The organism is Kitasatospora sp. NPDC048194, assembly GCF_043202455.1.
In the GTDB taxonomy this organism is placed as follows: domain Bacteria; phylum Actinomycetota; class Actinomycetes; order Streptomycetales; family Streptomycetaceae; genus Kitasatospora.
The window spans coordinates 107,447-126,504 of record NZ_JBIDAK010000003.1 but is presented as its reverse complement, the minus strand read 5'-3'; the positions used below and the strand labels follow the sequence as shown (position 1 = coordinate 126,504).

The 19,058-nt window shown below is 73.5% G+C and carries 18 protein-coding genes and 3 tRNA genes; 13 read left to right on the top strand and 8 right to left on the bottom strand.

The genetic code is table 11. The annotated features are described in order from the left end of the window. The first annotated feature begins 37 nt into the window (after positions 1-37). The gene (locus ACGF07_RS05600; protein ID WP_392895716.1) at positions 38-949 is read left to right on the top strand and encodes a zinc-binding dehydrogenase; all 912 of its coding nucleotides are present in this window, start codon (positions 38-40) and stop codon (positions 947-949) included. Positions 950-1,099: 150 nt separating this feature from the next. Further along, entirely contained in the window at positions 1,100-2,149 is a 1,050-nt protein-coding gene (locus ACGF07_RS05595) for an alpha/beta hydrolase family protein (RefSeq protein WP_392895714.1), read from the top strand. 413 nt (positions 2,150-2,562) lie between these two features. Here ACGF07_RS05595 and ACGF07_RS05590 read toward each other — a convergent pair whose 3' ends face one another. Next, a complete protein-coding gene (locus tag ACGF07_RS05590) occupies positions 2,563-4,998 on the bottom strand; it encodes a non-reducing end alpha-L-arabinofuranosidase family hydrolase (RefSeq protein ID WP_392895712.1) in 2,436 nt (811 codons plus the stop codon). 329 nt (positions 4,999-5,327) lie between these two features. Between ACGF07_RS05590 and ACGF07_RS05585 the strand changes: the two genes are divergently transcribed. After that, positions 5,328-6,842, top strand: coding sequence for a glycoside hydrolase family 28 protein (locus ACGF07_RS05585; protein ID WP_392895710.1), 1,515 nt, complete (start codon positions 5,328-5,330; stop codon positions 6,840-6,842). A 144-nt stretch (positions 6,843-6,986) separates the two neighbouring features. Here the strand turns inward: ACGF07_RS05585 and ACGF07_RS05580 are convergent, their stop codons facing one another. Further along, entirely contained in the window at positions 6,987-8,648 is a 1,662-nt protein-coding gene (locus ACGF07_RS05580) for an RICIN domain-containing protein (RefSeq protein ID WP_392895708.1), read from the bottom strand. Positions 8,649-9,198: 550 nt separating this feature from the next. Between ACGF07_RS05580 and ACGF07_RS05575 the strand changes: the two genes are divergently transcribed. The 4 genes from ACGF07_RS05575 (at position 9,199) to ACGF07_RS05560 (ending at position 10,636) form a co-directional block, all read left to right on the top strand. Further along, positions 9,199-9,579: a hypothetical protein gene (locus ACGF07_RS05575; RefSeq protein ID WP_392895706.1), complete on the top strand. Its 381-nt coding sequence runs from the start codon at positions 9,199-9,201 to the stop codon at positions 9,577-9,579. A 73-nt stretch (positions 9,580-9,652) separates the two neighbouring features. Beyond that, on the top strand, positions 9,653-10,030 hold the full coding sequence (locus ACGF07_RS05570; protein WP_392895704.1) for a type II toxin-antitoxin system RelE/ParE family toxin: 378 nt from the start codon (positions 9,653-9,655) through the stop codon (positions 10,028-10,030). Next, complete coding sequence (locus ACGF07_RS05565) at positions 10,027-10,362, top strand: helix-turn-helix transcriptional regulator (RefSeq protein ID WP_359975481.1); 336 nt, start codon at positions 10,027-10,029, stop codon at positions 10,360-10,362. The genes ACGF07_RS05570 and ACGF07_RS05565 overlap by 4 nt, the downstream gene beginning before the upstream one ends. 13 nt (positions 10,363-10,375) lie before the next feature. Beyond that, complete coding sequence (locus ACGF07_RS05560) at positions 10,376-10,636, top strand: helix-turn-helix domain-containing protein (RefSeq protein ID WP_392895702.1); 261 nt, start codon at positions 10,376-10,378, stop codon at positions 10,634-10,636. A 129-nt stretch (positions 10,637-10,765) separates the two neighbouring features. On the opposite strand, the gene ACGF07_RS05555 is transcribed toward ACGF07_RS05560, so the two are convergent. The 4 genes from ACGF07_RS05555 to ACGF07_RS05540 form a co-directional block, all read right to left on the bottom strand. Then, a tRNA-Phe gene (locus ACGF07_RS05555) sits at positions 10,766-10,839 on the bottom strand. Positions 10,840-10,866: 27 nt separating this feature from the next. Beyond that, a tRNA-Asp gene (locus ACGF07_RS05550) sits at positions 10,867-10,940 on the bottom strand. A 58-nt stretch (positions 10,941-10,998) separates the two neighbouring features. Then, a tRNA-Glu gene (locus ACGF07_RS05545) sits at positions 10,999-11,071 on the bottom strand. A 127-nt stretch (positions 11,072-11,198) separates the two neighbouring features. Next, positions 11,199-11,540, bottom strand: coding sequence for a metallopeptidase family protein (locus ACGF07_RS05540; RefSeq protein WP_350741470.1), 342 nt, complete (start codon positions 11,538-11,540; stop codon positions 11,199-11,201). Positions 11,541-11,631: 91 nt separating this feature from the next. On the opposite strand from ACGF07_RS05540, the gene crcB (ACGF07_RS05535) reads away from it, so the two are divergent. From crcB (ACGF07_RS05535) to ACGF07_RS05510, 6 genes are all read left to right on the top strand, one after another. Further along, on the top strand, positions 11,632-12,147 hold the full coding sequence (gene crcB, locus ACGF07_RS05535; RefSeq protein ID WP_392896065.1) for a fluoride efflux transporter CrcB: 516 nt from the start codon (positions 11,632-11,634) through the stop codon (positions 12,145-12,147). Then, the gene (locus ACGF07_RS05530; protein WP_392895700.1) at positions 12,144-12,593 is read left to right on the top strand and encodes a DUF190 domain-containing protein; all 450 of its coding nucleotides are present in this window, start codon (positions 12,144-12,146) and stop codon (positions 12,591-12,593) included. Before crcB (ACGF07_RS05535) ends, ACGF07_RS05530 begins: the two co-directional genes overlap by 4 nt. Continuing rightward, a complete protein-coding gene (crcB, locus tag ACGF07_RS05525; protein ID WP_350741476.1) occupies positions 12,590-12,964 on the top strand; it encodes a fluoride efflux transporter CrcB in 375 nt (124 codons plus the stop codon). The genes ACGF07_RS05530 and crcB (ACGF07_RS05525) overlap by 4 nt, the downstream gene beginning before the upstream one ends. Positions 12,965-13,104: 140 nt before the next feature. After that, a complete protein-coding gene (locus ACGF07_RS05520) occupies positions 13,105-13,821 on the top strand; it encodes a hypothetical protein (protein ID WP_392895698.1) in 717 nt (238 codons plus the stop codon). A 197-nt stretch (positions 13,822-14,018) separates the two neighbouring features. Next, complete coding sequence (locus tag ACGF07_RS05515; protein ID WP_392895696.1) at positions 14,019-16,310, top strand: DEAD/DEAH box helicase; 2,292 nt, start codon at positions 14,019-14,021, stop codon at positions 16,308-16,310. A 216-nt stretch (positions 16,311-16,526) separates the two neighbouring features. Further along, entirely contained in the window at positions 16,527-17,390 is an 864-nt protein-coding gene (locus ACGF07_RS05510; RefSeq protein WP_392895694.1) for a TIGR02452 family protein, read from the top strand. 57 nt (positions 17,391-17,447) lie between these two features. Here the strand turns inward: ACGF07_RS05510 and ACGF07_RS05505 are convergent, their stop codons facing one another. Continuing rightward, the gene (locus ACGF07_RS05505; protein ID WP_392895692.1) at positions 17,448-17,783 is read right to left on the bottom strand and encodes a hypothetical protein; all 336 of its coding nucleotides are present in this window, start codon (positions 17,781-17,783) and stop codon (positions 17,448-17,450) included. A gap of 110 nt (positions 17,784-17,893) precedes the next feature. Further along, on the bottom strand, positions 17,894-19,012 hold the full coding sequence (locus tag ACGF07_RS05500) for a hypothetical protein (RefSeq protein ID WP_392895690.1): 1,119 nt from the start codon (positions 19,010-19,012) through the stop codon (positions 17,894-17,896). Positions 19,013-19,058: the final 46 nt, after the last annotated feature.

The window sequence follows — 19,058 nt, the reverse complement described above, 5'->3', positions numbered from 1 at the left end:
GTGAGCTGGAGACCGGTCCGACGGAAGGGGAGCGGGAATGAAGGCGCTGGTGGCGGCGGACGGGACGGTCCGGTTCGCGGAGGTGGAGCAGCCGCGGCCGGGGCCCGGCGAGGTGCTGGTCAAGGTGGAGGCCTTCTCGGTGAACCGGGGGGAGACGTTCCAGCTGGAGGCGCCCAGGCCCGGGTGGCGGCCGGGCAAGGACGTCGCCGGACTGGTCGTGCAGGCCGCCGCCGACGGCTCGGGGCCCGGCGTGTGCCGGCGCGTGGTCGGCCACCCGCCGGCCGGGGGGTGGGCCGAGTACGTGTGCGTGCCGACCACCTCGCTCGCCGAACTGCCCGACAGCCTGGACGCCGTACGCGCCGCCGCCCTGCCGCTCGCCGGCCTCACCGCGCTGCGGCTGCTCCGGACCGCCGGGGCCCTGGCCGGGCGGCGGGTGCTGATGACCGGGGCCTCCGGCGGGGTCGGCCACTACCTCACCGAGCTGGCCGCCGCGGCCGGGGCCGAGCTGACCGTCGTCACCGCCTCCCCGGAACGCGGCCGCCGACTGGCCGAGCTGGGAGCCGCCGAGGTGGTGCACGACCTCGCCGAGGCCCGCGGCCCGTACGACCTGGTGCTGGAGTCCACCGGCGGCGCGGCCCTGCCGCTCGCCCTCGCCCGGCTGGCCCGGCGCGGCACCCTGGTCTGGTTCGGCCAGGCCTCCCGGACGCCCGCCACGCTCGACTTCTTCGACTTCTTCAACGGCCCGGAGTCGGCCACCCTGCGGCACTTCCACTACGCCGACTCCGACGTGCCCGACGGCCAGGACCTGGCCGCCCTGGTGCGCCTGGCGGCCCAGGGCCGGCTGACCCCGGAGCTCGGCCGGATCGCGCCCTGGGAGGAGACCGCCACGGTGCTCGCCGACCTGCGCGAGCGCCGGATCCGCGGCAAGGCCGTCCTGACCGTCGCCTGACCCGCCGGGCCTGCCCGGCCTGCGTGGCCTGTCTGGCCTGCCTGGCGGTTTGCACCACCTGACCCGCCCGGCCTGCTGCCCCTCGCGGTGCCTCCCAGCTCCCGGCACTGCTCACCCTCCTGGCACCCCTCACCGAAAGGGACTCCCACCATGTCCGTCCTCGACACCCCCGGGCTGCTGCCCGCCTTCATCGCCGAGAACCGCCCGCGCGCCCACGGCGCGGGCCTCGACCTCTACGAGTACGCCCGGGTGACCGCCCCGCTGACCTCCCTCCACGACTGGCCGGCCGCCTTCGCCGCCGCGGGCCGCCGGTACCGCGCCGAAGCGGAGCGCGCCGAGGCCGAGGGCCGCACCGTCACCGCCGGCACCTCCTACCGCACCGCCGCCCGCTGGTTCCACGCCGCCGGACTGCTGCCCCACCCCGACCGGGCCGCCGCCGCCCGGCTCGCCGCCGACGCGGACGAGGCGATGCGGCGGGCACTGGCCCTGCTGGAGCCGACCGCGGAACGGGTGGCGGGCGAGGGCTTCGCGGGCTGGCTGCGCCGCCCGGCCCGGGCCGGGGAGGCCGGAGCCCCGGTCGTGGTGGTCGTGCCGGGCATGGACTCCGCCAAGGAGGAGTTCCACGCCCTCGCCGAGGCCCTGCTGGCGCGCGGCCTGGCGGTGCTCGCGATCGACGGGCCCGGACAGGGCGTGCTCGCCGCCACCAGCGCGCCCGAACCCGACTACCACCACGTGGTCGGCCGCGCCCTCGACGCACTTGCCGGGCGCGACGGCCTCGACCCCGCCCGCACCGCCGTCGTCGGCCTCAGCCTGGGCGGCTACTACGCCGCGAAGGCCGCCGCCCACGAGCCCCGGCTGCGCGCCGCCGTGACGGTCAGCGGCCCCTACCGGCTGGACTGGGACGGGCTCGTCCCCTTCGTCACCGAGACCCTCACCCAGCGCTGCGGCAGCCCCGAGGCCGCCCGCGCCTTCGCGGCCCGGATCGACCTGACCGCCCTCGCCCCGACGATCACCCTCCCGCTGCTGGTGGTCGAGGGCGGCGAGGACCGCATCCCGGGCGTCACCGCCGCCACCGCCCTCGCCTCCCGGGCCCCGAACGCCGAACTCCTCCTCGTCCCCCACGGCAACCACCTGCTCGGCACCGCCCTCCCCGACTGGCTCCCCACCACCGCCGACTGGCTCGCCACCCGCCTCGGCTGAACCGACCGGCCCCCCGATCCGACCCGGGGGCCGGGCCGCCCGCGTCACCGACGGCCGCAGAAGGGCCGGGGTCGGACCGGTGACCCCCCGCTCTTCCGGCCGAGCCGGCCTCCGGGGATCGCGCGCCCGGCACCTCGCGCGGCCGTCCGGCAGCGGCGCCGGGCCTCCAGGACGACGACGAGGACGATGTCCGGTGGGCCGCCTCGGCGGTCCTCCGTCACGTCGTGCTGCGGCTGAACGCTTCGGCTACCGGCGATGGAAGTCGATGAACAAGGAACCCCAGCCGGCGTACGGCTGGGGTTCCTCGAGGCGGTGCGCGACCGGGTCAGCGGGTGGAGCCGCGCGCGGCGCGGACCGCTCGTCCACGCGCCGGCGGGCCGCATCCGATCGCGATCACCGTGGATCAGGCGGGGTCAGCGCTGGAGGGTGAGGACGCCCGGCCGCCACGGCAGCCGGTCGTAGGAGCCGGTCGCCGTGGGGGACTTGCCCTGGTAGAGGAACTGCAGGTGGCAGGGGTCGATGGTCATGGTCTGGTCGGGGTTGTCGCGGACCAGGTCGCCGTGGCTGATGTCGTCGGTCCAGGTGGCGCCGCTGTTGGCCTTGCCCGCGAAGGGGCTGCTCTCGCCGGCGGCCTGCGGGGTCCAGGAGCCGTTCAGGCTGGAGGCGGTGAAGGAGCGGAAGTAGCGCTGCTCGTTGGCGCCGCGGGCCTCGACGATCATGAGGTACTGGTTCCGGTCCTTGACCTTGTAGACCTGCGGGGCCTCGAAGAGGTTCTTCTCCGAGTCGCTCATGACCGTGCTGTAGGAGGAGCCGAAGTTGCCCGGGAAGCTTCCGATGGGCATGCTCGCCCGGTAGATGCTGCCGTTGTCACCGGCGAAGAACAGGTACATGTTCTGGTCGTCGGCGATCAGGGTCTGGTCGATCGGGCCGGTGCCGGAGTTGGGGATGCTGCCGGTGAACAGCGGCTGCGGCGCGGACCAGCCGTTGGGGTTGGTCGGGTCGCTGGACGTGCGGTAGACGAACGGCCACTGACCCCACTGGTACGCGAGCACCCAGATGTTCTTCGGCGCGAAGTAGAACAGGGAGGGCGCCACCGCCTTCTCGTTCATCCCGGTCTGCCCGGCCGATGCCATGTCCGACCAGTTCGTGAAGGGGCTGAACATCATCGAGCCGTACGAGGAGCCGTTCACGTTCGACGCGTAGACCAGGTGCTTGCCGTTGTAGACCACGTCGGTGAAGTCCTTCACCGCGGCCCAGCCGTTCGCCGGCTGCGCCAGCGCGCCCGTGGAGGACCAGTGGTACGTCGACGGGAGGGCGCAGGTGCCGCGGCCCGTCGGTGCGGACGAGCCGAGGTTCCAGTGTTGGTTGGCGGCGCCCCAGGAGTCCCAGATCTGGACGGAGGTGCCGTTGGCGCTCTGGCCGCCGGGGAGTTCGAGTGCCCGGCCGCTGGCGACGTTGATCAGGGTGTAGGAACCGTCGGCGTTGCGGTCGGCGCGCCAGTGCTGGTTGGCACCGCCGTTGGCGTCCCAGACCACCGGCTTCGTGCCGTTGGCCGTCCGGCCGGCGGGCTCGTCCAGGACTCGGCCGCTGGCGAGGTTGGTGAACGTGTAGGAGCCGTCGGCGTTGCGGTCGGCGCGCCAGTGCTGGTTGGCGGCGTCGCCGTTGGCGTCCCACACCTGGAGCGGGGTGCCGTTGCCGTTCTGCCCGGCGGGCTCGTCCAGGACGCGTCCGCCGACCGCCGCGGAGAGCGAGTAGACGGTGCCGGAGCTGATGCCCCCGCCCTGTGTGCCGCCGCCACCGCTGCTGCCCCCGCCGAGGGTGGTGAGCGCTGCGGCGTAGGCGGGCTTCTTGTTGCCACTGGCGTCGAACAGAAGCGGGTTCTCACCGCCGCGCCACGAGTCGCTGTCGCGGACGCCCCACACCGAGACGCCCGTGCAGCGGGCGACGTCGAGGCAGTCCCGGACGGTGTCGGCGTACGCGCTCGCGGGGGCCTGGGCGATGTCGAGCTCGGTGATCTGGACGTCCACGCCGAGCGCGGCGAAGCTCGACAGCGTGGTCCGGAAGTTCGCCGGCGGGCCGCCCGCGCCGAAGTGGCTCTGGAACCCGACGCAGTCGATCGGCACGCCGCGGGACTTGAAGTCCTTGACCATGCCGTAGACGCCCTGGGTCTTGGCATCGGACCAGTTCTCGATGTTGTAGTCGTTGTAGCAGAGCTTCGCCCCGGGGTCGACGCCCCGGGCGGTGCGGAACGCCTCCTCGATGAAGCCGTTGCCCAGCACGTTCTGGAACACCGAGCTGCGGTGCTGGCCGCTGGGGCCGTCGGCGAAGGCCTCGTTCACCACGTCCCAGGCGTAGATCCTGCCCTTGAAGTGGGTCATCTCCTGCGTGATGTGGTTGTCCATGACGCTGCGCAGGGTGTTGGCGTCGTTGATCGAGCCGACCCAGCCGGGCAGCTGGGAGTGCCAGACCAGGGTGTGGCCGCGCATCTTCTGGCCGTGCGCGGCGGCGTGGCCGACGATCGCGTCGGCGGGGCCGAAGTTGAACGAGCCCCGGGAGGGTTCGGTGCTGTCCCACTTCATCTCGTTCTCGGGGGTTATCGCGTTGAACTCCCGGTCGAGGATGGTGGAGTACGTCGAGTCCCCGAGCCTGCCCGCGGCCACCGCCGTGCCGAAGTAGCGGCCGCTGCCGGCCGCCCCCGCGCCCAGCGTGGTCGGCGTGCCGGCGTTCGAGGTGAACGCGGCCTGAGCGACCAGCGGTACGGCGGCACCCGTGACGGCGAGGACTCCGGCGACGGCGAGCACGCGGCGGGTTGCCGGACGGCGGCGATGAGAGCGGTTCTGATCTGGCAAAGGCTTGTCCTCTGGCTCTGGGGGCCTCCGTCTGACGCCCCGGTCACCCGTCAGTTGCCGCTGCTCGCGGAAGGGTTGCCGTGCGGCGAGGAGAATTTCCGTCGAGCGGACCGGCGCGCTCCTCATCCCGTCGGGGCGGTGCCGGTCCGCGCCGCGTGGGCGCCCGCGGCGGCCCCGGGGTCGGCGCAACCGGTGCGATCCGTGGAGTCCCGGCCCGCCCGGCCGAGAGGCGCGCACCTTCGCACGGCACGGCAACGTTTTGGGCAACGGCGGCAACTGACGGACGATCGGCCCGCGCCCGCGGGCCGCCGCTCCCGAAGGACGGACCGTTGCCAGATCTCGACCGACGCACACACCGCCGACGCCCGCCGGCCCGCCGCGTGCTCGCCGCCGCCGGAGTCCTCGCCGTCATGGGCGCCGCCGTCCCCCTGGTCGCCCAGGCCGCCCCGGCCCCGAAGGCCCCCACGCGATCGACCGTGGCGGCCGGGACAGCGACCGGTGACACCCGCCATGTCACCGAGCCCGCACTGCCCACCACCGTGTGCGCCACCGTCCCCGCCGCCCGGACCATGCCCACCCGCGCTACCGACCAGGGCAGCGAAACCACCCCACCGGACACGATCCGCATCCAGCATGCCCTCGACACCTGCGCCCAGACCGGACAGCAGACGGTGGCCGTCCGCCTGCAGGCGACGGACGCCGGCCACAACGCCTTCCTCACCGGACCGCTGGCCGTCCACCGAGGCGAAGTCCTGCTGCTGGACAGTGGTGTCACCCTCTACGGCTCACGCAACCCGGCCGACTACCAGATCAGCGGCAAGCCGCGCTGCGGCACCCTCGCCTCCTCCGGCGGCGGCTGCAAACCACTGATCAGCGTCGCCGGAGCCAACGCCGGCATCGAGGCCGTCCGCGCCGCCGACGGCAGCCAGGGCCGCATCGACGGCCGCGGCGACCAGACCGTCCTCGGCACCACCACCAGCTGGTGGCAGCTCGCCGCCGACGCCCAGAAAGCCGGCTCCAACCAGAACAACCCCCGCCTGATCCAGGCCGACAACTCCGACAACTTCACCCTCTACCACGTCGATCTGCTGAGCTCTCCCAACTTCCACGTCGTCTACAACGGCGGCAACGGCTTCACCGCCTGGGGCGTACGCATCAAGACCCCGGCCACCGCCCGCAACACCGACGGCATCGACCCGGCCGGCGCCACCAACGTCACCATCACCGACTCCTCCATCATGGACGGCGACGACGGCATCGCCATCAAGGGCGGCAACAGGCCCAGCAGCAACATCACCGTGAAGAACAACCACTTCTACGGTACCCACGGCATCTCCATCGGCAGCGAGACCACCAGCGGCGTTTCCAACGTCCTCTTCCGCGACAACACCCTCACCGGCACCGACGCCCTCGGCAACACCAGCGGCTCCAGCACCGGCATCCGCATCAAGAGCTCCCCCGCCAACGGCGGCAGGGTCACCGGCGTCACCTACCTGAACACCTGTCTCGACGCCGTCCGCGCCCCGCTCGTCTTCGACACCCACTACTCCGGCGGCAGCGGCCCCAACAGCCCCTGGTTCACGGGCATCACCGTCGACGGCGTCACCGCGACCCACTCCCCCCGCGGGGCGAAATCCACCCTCGTCGGACTGGACAAAACCCACCCGCTCGAACTGACCCTGCAACACGTCAACCTCGACGTCACCACAGCGACCGCCGCCAACGCCCGCATCACCGCCGGCGACAGCGACCTCCACCCGTCCGGCCCCGACGTCACCCTGACCACCACCAACGGCCCGGGAACGGCCCCCACCTGCACCTTCCCCGCGTTCCCCGCTCTCTGACCCCACCACCGGCACCGGCCGGACCGCGCCCGCTCCTCCGGGCTCGTGGGGAAGGCCCGGGGCATGCCGCCCCGACGCCCCGGGTGCGCAGCAGGACAACGACCGCGGCCCCGCCCATCGGCGGGGCCGCAGTCGCTCTTCCGCCTACTTGAGCGCCGCACCACCGGAGTTGTGGTACGCGATCGTCTTGTTGATCAGGTTCCCGCCGTCGGTCTCGGCCGAGGTCTGCTCCTGCTGCCCCGCGCCGAAGAGAAGACCGGCGATGTGGGCGTTCGCCACCTGGTCCATGTGCGCGAAGAACCAGTCCACCTTGTCGTCCTTGTAGTGGTTGAGCGTGTTGTTCTGCGCCATGTTGCCCACGGGGATCTGCCACAGGACCACCGGCTTGCCCACGGACTCGGCCATCGTCCTGTAGAACGACAGTTGGGCGGCGGCCTTCTGGTCGGTCCAGAAGTTGTCGAGGCCGCCGTGGGCGGGCTGCGCGTACCAGCCCGCGTCGCGGTCCGACACGTCGGTGGCCAGGAAGTCGGCGTTCTGTGCGCCGAGGTGGGCGTAGTCCTTGACGCACTGCGGGGTGTTCTGCTGCCAGTCGAAGCAGGACAGGTGCATTCCGACGGCGGTGTTCGGAGCGTACCTGTGCGCCATCGAGATCAGGCACTGGGCGAGTCCGGCGGCGCTGTTCTCCTGCGATCCGCAGTCCGTCGGGTTCGCCGCCGCGACCTGCGCGGCGACCTGGTGCGGGTCGCCGAGCGACCGGACGTAGCCCCAGAAGTCGGGTTCGAGATCGATCATGTCGTGCGAGGTACCGATCTTCTGGAGGAAGAAGCGGTAGTCGTTCAGGTACCGGGTGAGCAGGTCGGCCCGGTTGATGGCCTTGACCTCGCCCGGACCGTCGCCCTGGCCCGCCGCGTCACCGAGGTCGCGCAGCGAGTACCAGGTCCAGAGGAACTTCTGCGGGCGCGGCTTGCCCTGGTAGGTCTCCTGAGCCGCCTTGGCGTCCCGCCAGGTCACGTACGTGCCGGGTGCCGTGGTGCTGCCGTTCCAGCAGCCCCACCAGCCCGTCCACCCGTCCTGGCAGCGGGCCGCCGTGTAGTAGTCCGAGGAGGGCGCGGGCTGGCTGTGCACGTAGGCGTACTGCACGTCGAACGGCGCGGCGCTCGCCGATGCGTCGGACATCGAGCCGCCGATCAGCACCGTGTTGCTGCCCATGAAACTCTTCGCCGAGTTGCTGCCGCCCGGCGTGCCAGGCTTGGTGGGAGTGCCGCCGCTGCCGGAGCCCCCGGTGCCTCCCGTGCCGCCGGAGCCCCCGGTGCCTCCCGTGCCGCCGGCCGGGACGAGCTGCCACTGCTGGTTGGCGCCGTTCCAGTCGTGGTACTGGGCGATCTGGCCCCCGTCGGCCTTGGAGCCGAGCGGGACCTCGACGGCCTTGCCGCTGAAGGTGTTGATCAGGCGCACGTAGCCGTCCGGCGACTTCTCCAGGTGGAACTGCTGGTTGGCGCCGTTCAGGTCACGCCACTGCCTCACCTGCGCGCCTTCGGCCTTCGACCAGCCGTAGTCGTCCAGCACCTTCCCGGAGTACCGGTTCTGCAACCGGTAGTTCCCGTCGCCCGCGTCGAGGAACTTCCACTGCTGGTTCGCCTCGCCGGTGCGGCTCCACTGCACCACCGAGGCGCCGTCGGACGCGCCGTAGCCGTAGTCGTCCAGCACCTGGCCGGTGCTGCGGTTGACCAGCAGGTACCAGGGGCTCGTGTCCACGGTCACGGTGCCCGCCGAGGCCGTGTTGACCACGGCCACCGAGGCGCCCACGACCGCCAGCCCGACAGCCGCCCAGAAACCCCGGCGCCGGTACAGCCGACGGGCGCGATGCGACGGGCGGGCTCCGCGCCCGTGGCCGCCCACCCGCGCGACGCCACCGGCGACGCGGAGCGGGCGAGGGACGTCTCTGTGCTCTCGTTCAAGGGACACGTCTGTGCTCTCTTTCAGCCGTCGCATCTGACCGAACCACTTGGCCGGACACCACTGAGTGGCCGCGGAGGTCGGAAAGGTTGCCGCGAAGAGCCGGATATTCGGTCCCCGGTTTCACATCTCCGGTCCCGTTCCCGCCGGACCCACTGCGCCTGTACGCCTGGTGCGGTGGGTCGCCAGCGGGAACGATCGGAATCCACCGGACCTTCCTGCGTGTCGACGCCGACCTGCTGGCGGTCGCCGCCGGGGCCAGCCCGCCTGCCCCCGCGCCCCGGAAGCGGCCCGGGAAGAAGGACTGGCGCCGCTGATCGCCGCACTTCCCGAGACGGAGAAGGATGACCTCCTCCTGCGCCTCGCGCTGGGTGGTGAGCCTCACCTGGGTGCCGAACTCGTGCGCCGGCTGCGCGGCGAGCCGTCTGTCGCGACCGTGCCGGGGCAGCGCTCAGCCGCAGAACTGCTGGATGCCGCGCACACCCGAGTCGCCGAGCGTCGGCAGCTCGCCGAGCAGGTCCGAGCCGAGGCACGGGCGAAGAAGCTGACCGCCCTGGCCGCCGACGAGGAAGCGACCTGGCACGAGGTCGAGAACCTCGTCACCCGTAAGCAGACGGCCCGCTACGACACTGCCACGGCCCTCCTGGTCCAGCTCCGTGGTGCCTGTGACCACGTCGGACGCGGTGCCGAGTTCCGGCGGCGGCTGGCCGCGCTCCGCGACCAGCACCGGCACCTGCCCGGCCTGCTGCGCCGCCTCGACGATCGGGGGCTGCGAGGCTGACGCCACCTGCATGCTCGGGGCGCTCGAAACGAACCGACGGCCCATACCATCTGCGTGATATACAGTGGCTGGTATGGGCGAGCGCTACTCCATCGAGCTGGAACCGGAGGTGCGTCTCTGGCTTGCGAGTCTCACCCCGCAGCACTATCGGCAGGTCGAGGAGAAGGCTGATCTCCTTGCCGAGTACCCGACCACGCTCGACGAGCCGCACTCGCGGACCCTGGGTGATGGGGTGCGGGAACTGCGCCTCGGTCTGAGCGGGAACGCGGTGCGGATCAGCTACTGGCTGGCGCCTGGACGCCGCATCGTTCTGCTCACTGTCTTTCGCAAGACCCGAATGCGTGAGGAAGCGGAGGTCAAGCGAGCCAAGGCTGCCAAGCTGGTGTGTGAGACGGGGCATCCGGAAGCTCATGAGATCTACAGTCGCAACACGGCGGAGGAGGAACGGTGAACCACGCACGTTGGCAGCTGGCTCGGGACAAGCGCGCGATCCACGGGGAGTTCGAGCCCCCGGCGATCATCGCCGAGCGAGAGCAGATTCGTCTGGCCATGGCGCTCGGTCAGCTGGTCTACGACCGGCGTACCCAGCTGGGACTGAGCGAGGACGAGCTGGCGGTTCGCCTCGGTAGCACCGCTGACGAGGTGGAACACATCGAGGTTGGTGGGGTCCTCCCGGTCACGTCCGACCTGCTTCTCCGGATCGCCGCGGCTCTGGAGGTGTCCGTGGACGTCCATCTGGCGACCTCGGGCACGGCAGTCAGCTTCGCCGCTCGCGCCGCATAGCCAGGAGGAAGCCGTGGACTACGGGCAGCAGCTGTCGGCCGCTCTGCGGGACAGGCGAAGGCAACTGGGGATCTCCCAGACGGAGCTCGCCCGGCGGGCCGGCATGACGCAGCCTGGCGTCTCCCGCGTTGAACTGGGGGACACGACCCCGACCCTTCCCCTCCTGGCGCGGCTCGCCGAGGCGCTGGAGGCAGACCTCGACATCCGGCTGTCCCCGCTGGACGGAAGGACGACGATGCGCTTCGTGCCCCACCGTCACGCCGACGCGGCGTGACGGTGGGGGCGGTGGAGTTGCGGCAAAGGGGCGGAGGGCCTGACCGTCCGCCGTCCCGTTGGCGTCAAACGGCACGAAAATGCCCCCGAAGCGAGCTGCTTCGAGGGCATCGTGCCTGTTCAGGCTATGTGGCCAGGGCCGGGGTCGAACCGGCGACCTTCCGCTTTTCAGGCGGACGCTCGTACCAACTGAGCTACCTGGCCGTACTGCACCGTCTCTGGCGAGACGAGCGATCCCGACGGGACTTGAACCCGCGACCTCCACCTTGACAGGGTGGCGAGCTAACCAACTGCTCCACGGGACCTTGTAGTGGCGAGCCACTAAGGTCTTGCGATCACTGCACTTTACTACGGTACTGCGCGTGCCCCCAACGGGATTCGAACCCGTGCTACCGCCTTGAAAGGGCGGCGTCCTGGGCCACTAGACGATGAGGGCTTGCGGCCTGTCCCGCTGTTTCCAGCGTTCGGGGACGTCGAGAAGCATATGGGATGCGGGGCGGATCGCCAAAACGGGTTTGGGCCGGGTGGGGGCGCGGGCCGTGGGCGCCCGGCCCGGGGCGGGGTCAGGACCAGCCGAGGTCGTCGAGCTCGTGGTCGTCGAAGCCGAAGTGGTGGGCGACCTCGTGGATGACGGTGGTGCGGACCTCCTCGACCACCTGTTCGCGGGTGTCGCAGTGGCGCAGGGTGGGGCCGCGGTAGATCAGGATGCGGTCGGGCAGGACGCCGGCGTACCACTCGCCGCGCTCGGTGAGCGGGGTGCCCTCGTAGAGGCCGAGGAGTTCCGGGTCGCCGGGGTCGGGTTCGTCCTCCACGAAGACCGCGACGTTGTCCATCATGGCGGCGAGCTGCGGGGGAATCTGGTCCAGGGCGTCGCTGACCAGCGTCTCGAACTCTTCCCGGGTCATCTCCACCGGATCATTGTCGGGTCTGGGATGACGGTGTGCCAGGCAGCGGACAGCGGTGTTTGATGGGGCTGTGACGACCTCGGAGGGCGCGATGGACGACACCGCGGAGGAGCCCGCGCGGACGGGGCCGCCGGGCGCGGCGGCGGTGCGCGGCCGGGCGCCGGTGCTGCGCGGGCAGGGGCCGGCCGTCGCGGTGGTCGCGGCGGGCGGGGTGATCGGGGCGGTGGGCCGGTACGCGGCCGGGCTGGGCTGGGAGACCGGGCCGACGGCCTTCCCCTGGACGACGCTGCTGGTCAACGTGGTCGGCTGCGCGGTGATCGGGGTGTTCCTGGTGGCCGTCACCGAGGGGCGGCCGGCGCATCCGCTGCTGCGGCCGTTCTTCGGCACCGGGGTGCTGGGCGGCTTCACCACCTTCTCGACGTACGCGGTGGACGTGCGCCGGCTGCTGGAGGCGGGGCGGCTCGGGCCGGGGCTGGCGTACCTCGGGCTGACCCTGTTCGGTGCGCTGGGCGCGGTGTGGGCGGCGGCGGTGCTGACCCGGCGTCTGATCCGCCGTCGGCTCCCCGGGCCGGCCCGGGGAGCGGTCCGTGGCGGGGGTGGCCGGTGAGCCGGCTGAGCGGGCCCGCGCTGCGGCTGACCGTGCTGGTCGGCGAGAGCGACAGGTGGCACCACCGCCCCCTGTACAGCGAGATCGTGCACCGGGCGCGGGCTGCCGGGCTGGCCGGGGCGAGCGTGTTCCGGGGGATCGAGGGCTTCGGCGCCTCGTCGCTGGTGCACACGGCGCGCCTGCTGTCGTTGAGCGGGGACCTGCCGGTGGCGGTGGTGATCGTGGACGAGGAGCAGCGGGTGCGGGCGTTCCTGCCGCAGTTGGAGGAGCTGGTGGGGGAGGGGCTGGTGGTGCTGGACCGCTGCGAGGTCGTCCGCTACACCGGCCGGGGAGCAGGGGGAGCAGGGGGAGCAGGGGGAGCGGGCGGAACCGGTACGGCCCTCGAAGGGACGGACCCGGGCAGGACGGACCCGGGCAGCACGGGCCCGGGCGGGGGCGCGGAGTGAACTGGCTGCTGGTGGTGGCGGGTGCGGCGGTCGGCGCGCCGCTGCGGTACCTGACCGACCGGGCGGTGCAGTCCCGGCACGACTCGGTGTTCCCGTGGGGCACCTTCACGGTGAACGTGTCCGGCTGCCTGGTGCTCGGCCTGCTGACCGGGGCGGTGGCGGCCGGCGCGGCCTCCGAGCAGGTCCGGCTCCTGGTCGGCACGGGCTTCTGCGGGGCGCTGACCACCTACTCGACCTTCTCGTACGAGACGCTGCGGCTGGCCGAGTCCGGCGCCGTGCGCTACGCGGCGGCCAACGTGGCCGGCAGCCTGGCGGCCGGGCTGGCCGCCGTGTACGCGGGGGCGGAGCTCGCCTCGGCGCTCTGGGGCTGAGCCGACCCGGGGCCGGCGGGCCGGCGGGGCGCGACGAGCACCGCGCCGACCCGTGTCCCGGCGCACCCGGTGCGCGTTGGGCACCGGAAGCGGCCGCGCGTCAGTGGGCGGCCCGGGTGGGGCGGTGGAGAGGGAGCGCGGTGGCTTCGGTACGGGCGGTGCGGACGGTCGGCGCGCGGATGGCCGCGCCGGTGCGGGAGACGGCGGCCCGGCGGTCGCGCGGGGTGCGGGCGGCGGCGGTGCTGGCGGTGGCGGGACTCGGGCTGACCGGCTGCATGTCGGTCGGTCCGGCGGCGGAGGACAAGCCCGGCGGGGTGGCTCCGGTCGGGCAGGCCGGTCCGGTGGGCAAGCCGGGGGCGACCGGCGGACCCTCGGCCTCGCCGGGCGCCGGGCACTCGGGGGCGCCCTCCGGGCATCCGGAGCGTCCGGGCGGCGTGCAGGCCGAGAACGCGCCCCCCGGGGCCACGGCCACCGTGGCGGGCGAGATCGCGCCCGGCGCGAACGGCGCGGTCGCCGGCGTGGTCCCGGTGCCGGCGGCGGGCGCCCCCGAGAACGCGCCGGGCGGTGCCGGTTCGACGGGCGGCGGGAACACGAGCCCCGCACCGCGTCCGGGCGGCGGCACCTCGGGCGGGGGCGGCACCGGCAGCGCGGCCGGGTCCGGCACGGGCGGGGCGGGGGGCACCGGGGAGGGCCGCTCCGGGGGCTCCGCCGGGACGCCGTCGGCCACCCCGACCAGCCACCCGTCGAGCTCGCCGGAGCCCGAGCACACCACGCCCGCCGCGACCGTCCCGCCGGCCCCGCAGCCCTCCACCGGCAGCTCCGGTTCCTCGGCGCCGAGCCCGCGGGCGGCTGGGTAGCAGGGGCCTGGCCTGGGCGTTTGCCTTCGATCCGGAAGCTCCTCTATGGTGGTAGATCGTTCGTTTGATCCATTTGACTGGCGCCCTTTCCCATCTGGCGCCCTTGGCGCGTTCCGGCGATCCGTGGCTGACCGCATAGAGGCGGTTGTGAAACAGAACCCCGGACTTTGGCGCGTGCCACTTCCGGAAGGTTTTGCATGTCTCTCGTTGACGACGCCCGCTTCGCCATGCCCGCGAACGAGGCCGCCGCCGATGTCACCGACGCCCCCGACACCGCCGACACCACCGAACTGACCGCCGAGGCCGCGGAGATCGCCGCCGAGGAGACCGCCGCCGAGGCCGCCGCCGAGGAGAGCGCGGAGGCCGCCGAGCCGACCATCACCTTCGGCGACCTGGGCCTGCCGGACGAGATCGTCCGCGCCCTCGCCAAGCGCGGCGTCACCACCCCGTTCCCGATCCAGGCCGCGACCATCCCGGACGCCCTGGCCGGCAAGGACGTGCTGGGCCGCGGCCGCACCGGCTCCGGCAAGACCCTCAGCTTCGGCCTGCCGCTGCTGACCCGTCTGGCCGACGGCGACCGCACCCGCGCCAAGCACCCGCGCGGTCTGATCCTCGTCCCGACCCGCGAGCTGGCCATGCAGGTCGCCGACGCGCTGGAGCCGTTCGGCTCGGTGCTCGGCCTGCGCCTCAAGGTCGTCTGCGGCGGCACCTCGATGTCGAACCAGATCTACGCGCTGGAGCGCGGCGTCGACGTCCTCGTCGCCACCCCGGGCCGCCTGCGCGACCTGATCAACCGCGGGTCGGCCAAGCTCGACGACGTCCAGGTCGCCGTCCTCGACGAGGCCGACCAGATGGCCGACATGGGCTTCCTGCCCGAGGTCACCGAGATCCTCGACCAGGTGCCGGCCGGCGGCCAGCGCCTGCTGTTCTCCGCCACCCTGGAGAACGAGATCGACACCCTGGTGAAGCGCTACCTGAACGACCCGGTCACCCACGAGGTCGACCCCTCGGCCGGCGCCGTCACCACCATGACCCACCACATCCTCGTGGTGAAGCCCAAGGACAAGGCGCCGATCACCAACGCGATCGCCGCCCGCAAGGGCCGCACGATCATCTTCGTCCGCACCCAGATGGGCGCCGACCGCGTCGCCGAGCAGCTGATCGAGGCCGGCGTGAAGGCCGACGCGCTGCACGGCGGCATGACCCAGGGCGCCCGCACCCGCGTCCTCGGCGACTTCAAGGACGGCTACGTCAACGTGGTGGTCGCCACCGACGTCGCCGCCCGCGGCATCCACGTCGACGGCATCGACCTGGTCCTCAACGTGGACCCGGCCGGCGACCACAAGGACTACCTGCACCGCTCCGGCCGCACGGCCCGTGCGGGCCGCTCCGGCACCGTCGTCACCCTGGTGCTGCCGCACCAGCGCCGCGGCGTCTTCCGCCTGATGGAGGACGCGGGCGTCGACGCCAGCCGCCACATCCTGGACCACGCCTTCGACGCCGAGGTCGCCCGGATCACCGGCGCCCGCTCGCTCACCGAGGTCCAGGCCGAGAGCGCCGCGAACATCGCCGGTGCCGCCGAGCGCGAGCTCGCCGACATGACCCGCCAGCTGGAGCGCGCCCAGCGCCGCGCCACCGAGCTGCGCGAGGAGGCCGACCGCCTGGCCGCCCGTGCGGCGCGCGAGCGGGCCGAGCTGGGCATCGAGGACGAGGCCCCGGCCGCCGAGGAGGCGGGCGAGCAGGCCGAGACCCCGGTCGTCGCCGAGGCCGCCGCCCCCGCCGCGGCCGCGCCGCAGGCGGAGGACCGCGCCCCGTCGTACCGCGAGGTGCGCAGCGAGCGTCCGGCGTTCTCGCGCGACCGTGACCGCGATGACCGCCGTTCGGGTGGCTTCGACCGTGACGAGCGTCGTTCGGGCGGTTTCAACCGCGACCGTGACGACCGTCGTTCCGGTGGCTTCGGTGGCCGTGAGCGCGATGACCGCCGTTCGGGTGGCTTCGACCGTGACGAGCGTCGTTCGGGCGGTTTCAACCGCGATCGTGACGACCGTCGTTCCGGTGGCTTCGGTGGCCGTGAGCGCGATGACCGCCGTTCGGGTGGCTTCGACCGTGACGAGCGTCGTTCGGGCGGTTTCAACCGCGACCGTGACGACCGTCGTTCCGGTGGCTTCGGTGGCCGTGAGCGCGATGACCGCCGTTCGGGTGGCTTCGACCGCGACGAGCGTCGCCCCGGCGGTTTCGCCGGCCGCGACGACCGCGGCGGCCGTTCCTTCGGCGACCGTCCGGCCCGTTCCTTCGGTGACCGTCCGTCCTTCGGCCGGGACCGCGACGAGCGCGGCGCCAGCAGCCGTCCGTTCGCGCGCCGCGACGACCACCGCTCCGGCGGCCGTCCGCAGGCCGACCGCGGTGGCTTCAACCGGGACCGCGGCGGTTTCGACCGCGAGCGCGGCGGCTTCAACCGCGACGACCGCAAGCCGCGCTGGAAGAACTGACCTGCTGACCTCGCCCGACCGGTGGCCGACCGCCGGTCGGGCTGACTGAGGCCGGACACACGAAGGGCCCGCTCCGTTCCCGGAGCGGGCCCTTCGCGTTCCCCGACACCCCTGCACCCCCCTTGCGCACCCCCCTGCGCGCCCCGGGGCGTCGTTGTTCTGCAAGTGAGAATAACCTGTGGCGCCGGTCGGCGGTAGTCCCGTAGCGTCACCGGCATGAGCAGCAGACTGCGTGATGTGGCAGCGGTGAACGAGGAGATCGCCGAGCGGGGGAGCTACCGGGCGGCCGGGGGCGAACTCGTGCAGGTGGGGGAGGAGTTGGCGGCGGCGAAGGCGGCCACGGTGTCGTACGCGCCGGCGGAGCTGGACGCTCTGCTGGCGTCCCCGGGGGCGGAGCGGGGAGCCTCGTCCGAGCCGGGGCCGGGGCCGGCGGCCGGGCGGATCGAGGTCACGGCCGAGGGGAGCGTCCAGGCCGCCCGCCGGCTGGTCGCGGCCGGCGCCGGGCCGGTCGGGGTGCTGAACTTCGCCTCCGCGCGCAACCCAGGCGGGGGCTACCTGCGCGGCGCCCGCGCCCAGGAGGAGGACCTGTGCCGCAGTGCGCTGCTGTACTCGTGCCTGCTCCAGGCGCCCGACTACTACGACGCCCACCGGGCCTCGACCGACCTGCGGTACAGCCACCGGGTGATCGTCTCGCCGGGCGTCCCGGTGATCCGGGACGGGCGGGGCGCCCTGCTGGACCGGCCCTACCCGGTCACCTTCCTGACCTCCCCGGCCCCCAACGCCGGCCAGCTGGAACGGCGTTCACCCGGTACGGACGTCCGCGGGGTGCTCGCCGAGCGGGCCGTCCGGGTGCTCGCCGCGGCGGCCCGGCACGAGGTCCGCGCCCTGGTGCTCGGTGCCTGGGGCTGCGGGGTGTTCCGCAACGACCCGGCCCAGGTGGCCGAGGCCTTCGAGGGCGCGCTGGCCCGGTACGGGGCCGCCTTCGACCAGGTGGCGTTCGCGGTCTGGGACCGCTCACCGGTCTCGGCCAACCGGGCGGCCTTCGAGGCCCGGTTCGGCCCGGCGGTCGACCCCGCCTGAGCCACTGCGTGCGGGCGGCTGCGGTTGGGCCACTGCGTGCGGGCGGCTGCGCCCGAGCTACCGCTTGCGGGCGGCCAGCACCGTGGCGGCCGTGGAGGCGGCCGTGACCACGCCGGTGACCGCGAGGACGGACGGCCAGGCGCCGATGCGCTTCGCGAGGGGGTGCGAGCCGCCGAAGGCCGCCACGTACAGGCCGGTCAGCGCCGCCGCGGCGGCCGGGCCCGCGGTCCGGCGCCACTGAGCGGCCGCCCCGGCACCGGCCACCGCCAGCACCGCGCCGCCCAACTCGCGCCGGCCGCTCCAGCGGGCGACGCCGTAGCCGCCGACCAGGCCGCTCGCCGCGGTCAGCGCCGCGGGCGCGGCGGCCGAGAGCACGTCCGGGACCTTCGCCATCGTCGACTCCACTCGTCACTCGTCGGGGCCGGGTCCACGGGGGCCGCGGCCGCAGGGCTGCGTCGGCTTCCGACCATAACCCGGCGAACGGGACGGCCCACCGGGGCCTCCTACCGGAAGGCCTGCGCCGCCGGGACGCCCGGCACCGTCCGGGCCAGCAGCCGCGCCGCCTCCGCCCGGTCCAGCACCCGCTCCAGCCGCAGGTCGCCCGGGAGCTCCTGGATGAACCGCCCGGCCGACCAACTCCGCTCGTACGGCAGCGGCTCCAGCACCAGGGTGCGCACGCCGTCCAGGACGGGGATGTCACCGGGCGTGCCCTCGTTCCAGAACCAGGAGCCGTCCGGTGCCACCAGGTTGAAGGCGCCGGTGGCGATCAGCCGGCGGCCGTCCGGGACGCCGGTCCGGGCCAGCGCCACCACCTCCGGGTCCTGCGGGGCACCGGGGAGGTGGCCGCCGCCGATCAGCACGTCGGCGAGCAGGGTGTGCAGCTGGAAGGTGTCGCTCAGGCCGCTCATCCGCAGCAGGTAGCCGGTGCCGGTGGGTCGGTCGAGCACCAGCAGCGGCTCGTCGTCGAGCACCTGGGCCAGGTGGGCCAGGCCCTCGAGGTCGTGCCGCCCGCCCTGGTACCGGCCGATCAGCTCCAGCAGCACCTCGGTGACGCCCGAGGAGCGGGCCTCGGTCCGGGCCGGGGCGTGCGCGTAGACCGCCCAGGCGGCCTGCTGCCACAGGTGCAGCGTCCACCAGGCGACCACGGCCAGGTGCGCGGGCCACTCGGGCAGGTGCGCCGGGTCCGCGATCCGGGCGTGCGCCCCGGCCGGATCGTCCTCCTCCCGATCCGGCAGCGGCCCGCCGCCGGTCCGCGCCCAGTGCTCCACCAGTCGCTGGGCGCCGGTCAGCGCCCCGCGCAGGCCGGCCAGTACCGGCCCGGAGCAGGCCACCGGGTCGGCGCCGGACTCCACGCAGGCGCCGACGACCATGGCCAGGTGGGCCCGGGGGAACGGCGGGGCGTCCGGCAGCAGCGCGGCCAGCCGCGGGCCGGCGGCCTGCCGCTCGGCGACTCCCGCAGAACCGAACAGCGCGCCGACCGGTCCCAGGAACCGGCCGACGTGCTCGTCGTACCCGGCCGCGACCACCGCCTCCAGCTCGGCCACGGCGCCGAGCAGGGTGGGCTGCTGACGTCGCGACGGGACGTGGTCGCCGGTCGGCTGGGCGTTCTGCTCGGTGGACATCCGCCGCAGCATAGGCGGCGCGGTCCGTCCACCGGAAACCCCTGCC

Coding starts and splice junctions, on each gene's coding strand:
- ACGF07_RS05600 (WP_392895716.1), top strand. CDS start 38: ATGAAGGCGCTGGTGGCGGCGGACGGGACGGTCCGGTTCGCGGAGGTG.
- ACGF07_RS05595 (WP_392895714.1), top strand. CDS start 1,100: ATGTCCGTCCTCGACACCCCCGGGCTGCTGCCCGCCTTCATCGCCGAG.
- ACGF07_RS05570 (WP_392895704.1), top strand. CDS start 9,653: ATGGGCGAGCGCTACTCCATCGAGCTGGAACCGGAGGTGCGTCTCTGG.
- ACGF07_RS05540 (WP_350741470.1), bottom strand. CDS start 11,540: ATGACCCGGGAAGAGTTCGAGACGCTGGTCAGCGACGCCCTGGACCAG.
- crcB (WP_392896065.1), top strand. CDS start 11,632: ATGGACGACACCGCGGAGGAGCCCGCGCGGACGGGGCCGCCGGGCGCG.
- ACGF07_RS05515 (WP_392895696.1), top strand. CDS start 14,019: ATGTCTCTCGTTGACGACGCCCGCTTCGCCATGCCCGCGAACGAGGCC.
- ACGF07_RS05510 (WP_392895694.1), top strand. CDS start 16,527: ATGAGCAGCAGACTGCGTGATGTGGCAGCGGTGAACGAGGAGATCGCC.
- ACGF07_RS05505 (WP_392895692.1), bottom strand. CDS start 17,783: ATGGCGAAGGTCCCGGACGTGCTCTCGGCCGCCGCGCCCGCGGCGCTG.
- ACGF07_RS05500 (WP_392895690.1), bottom strand. CDS start 19,012: ATGTCCACCGAGCAGAACGCCCAGCCGACCGGCGACCACGTCCCGTCG.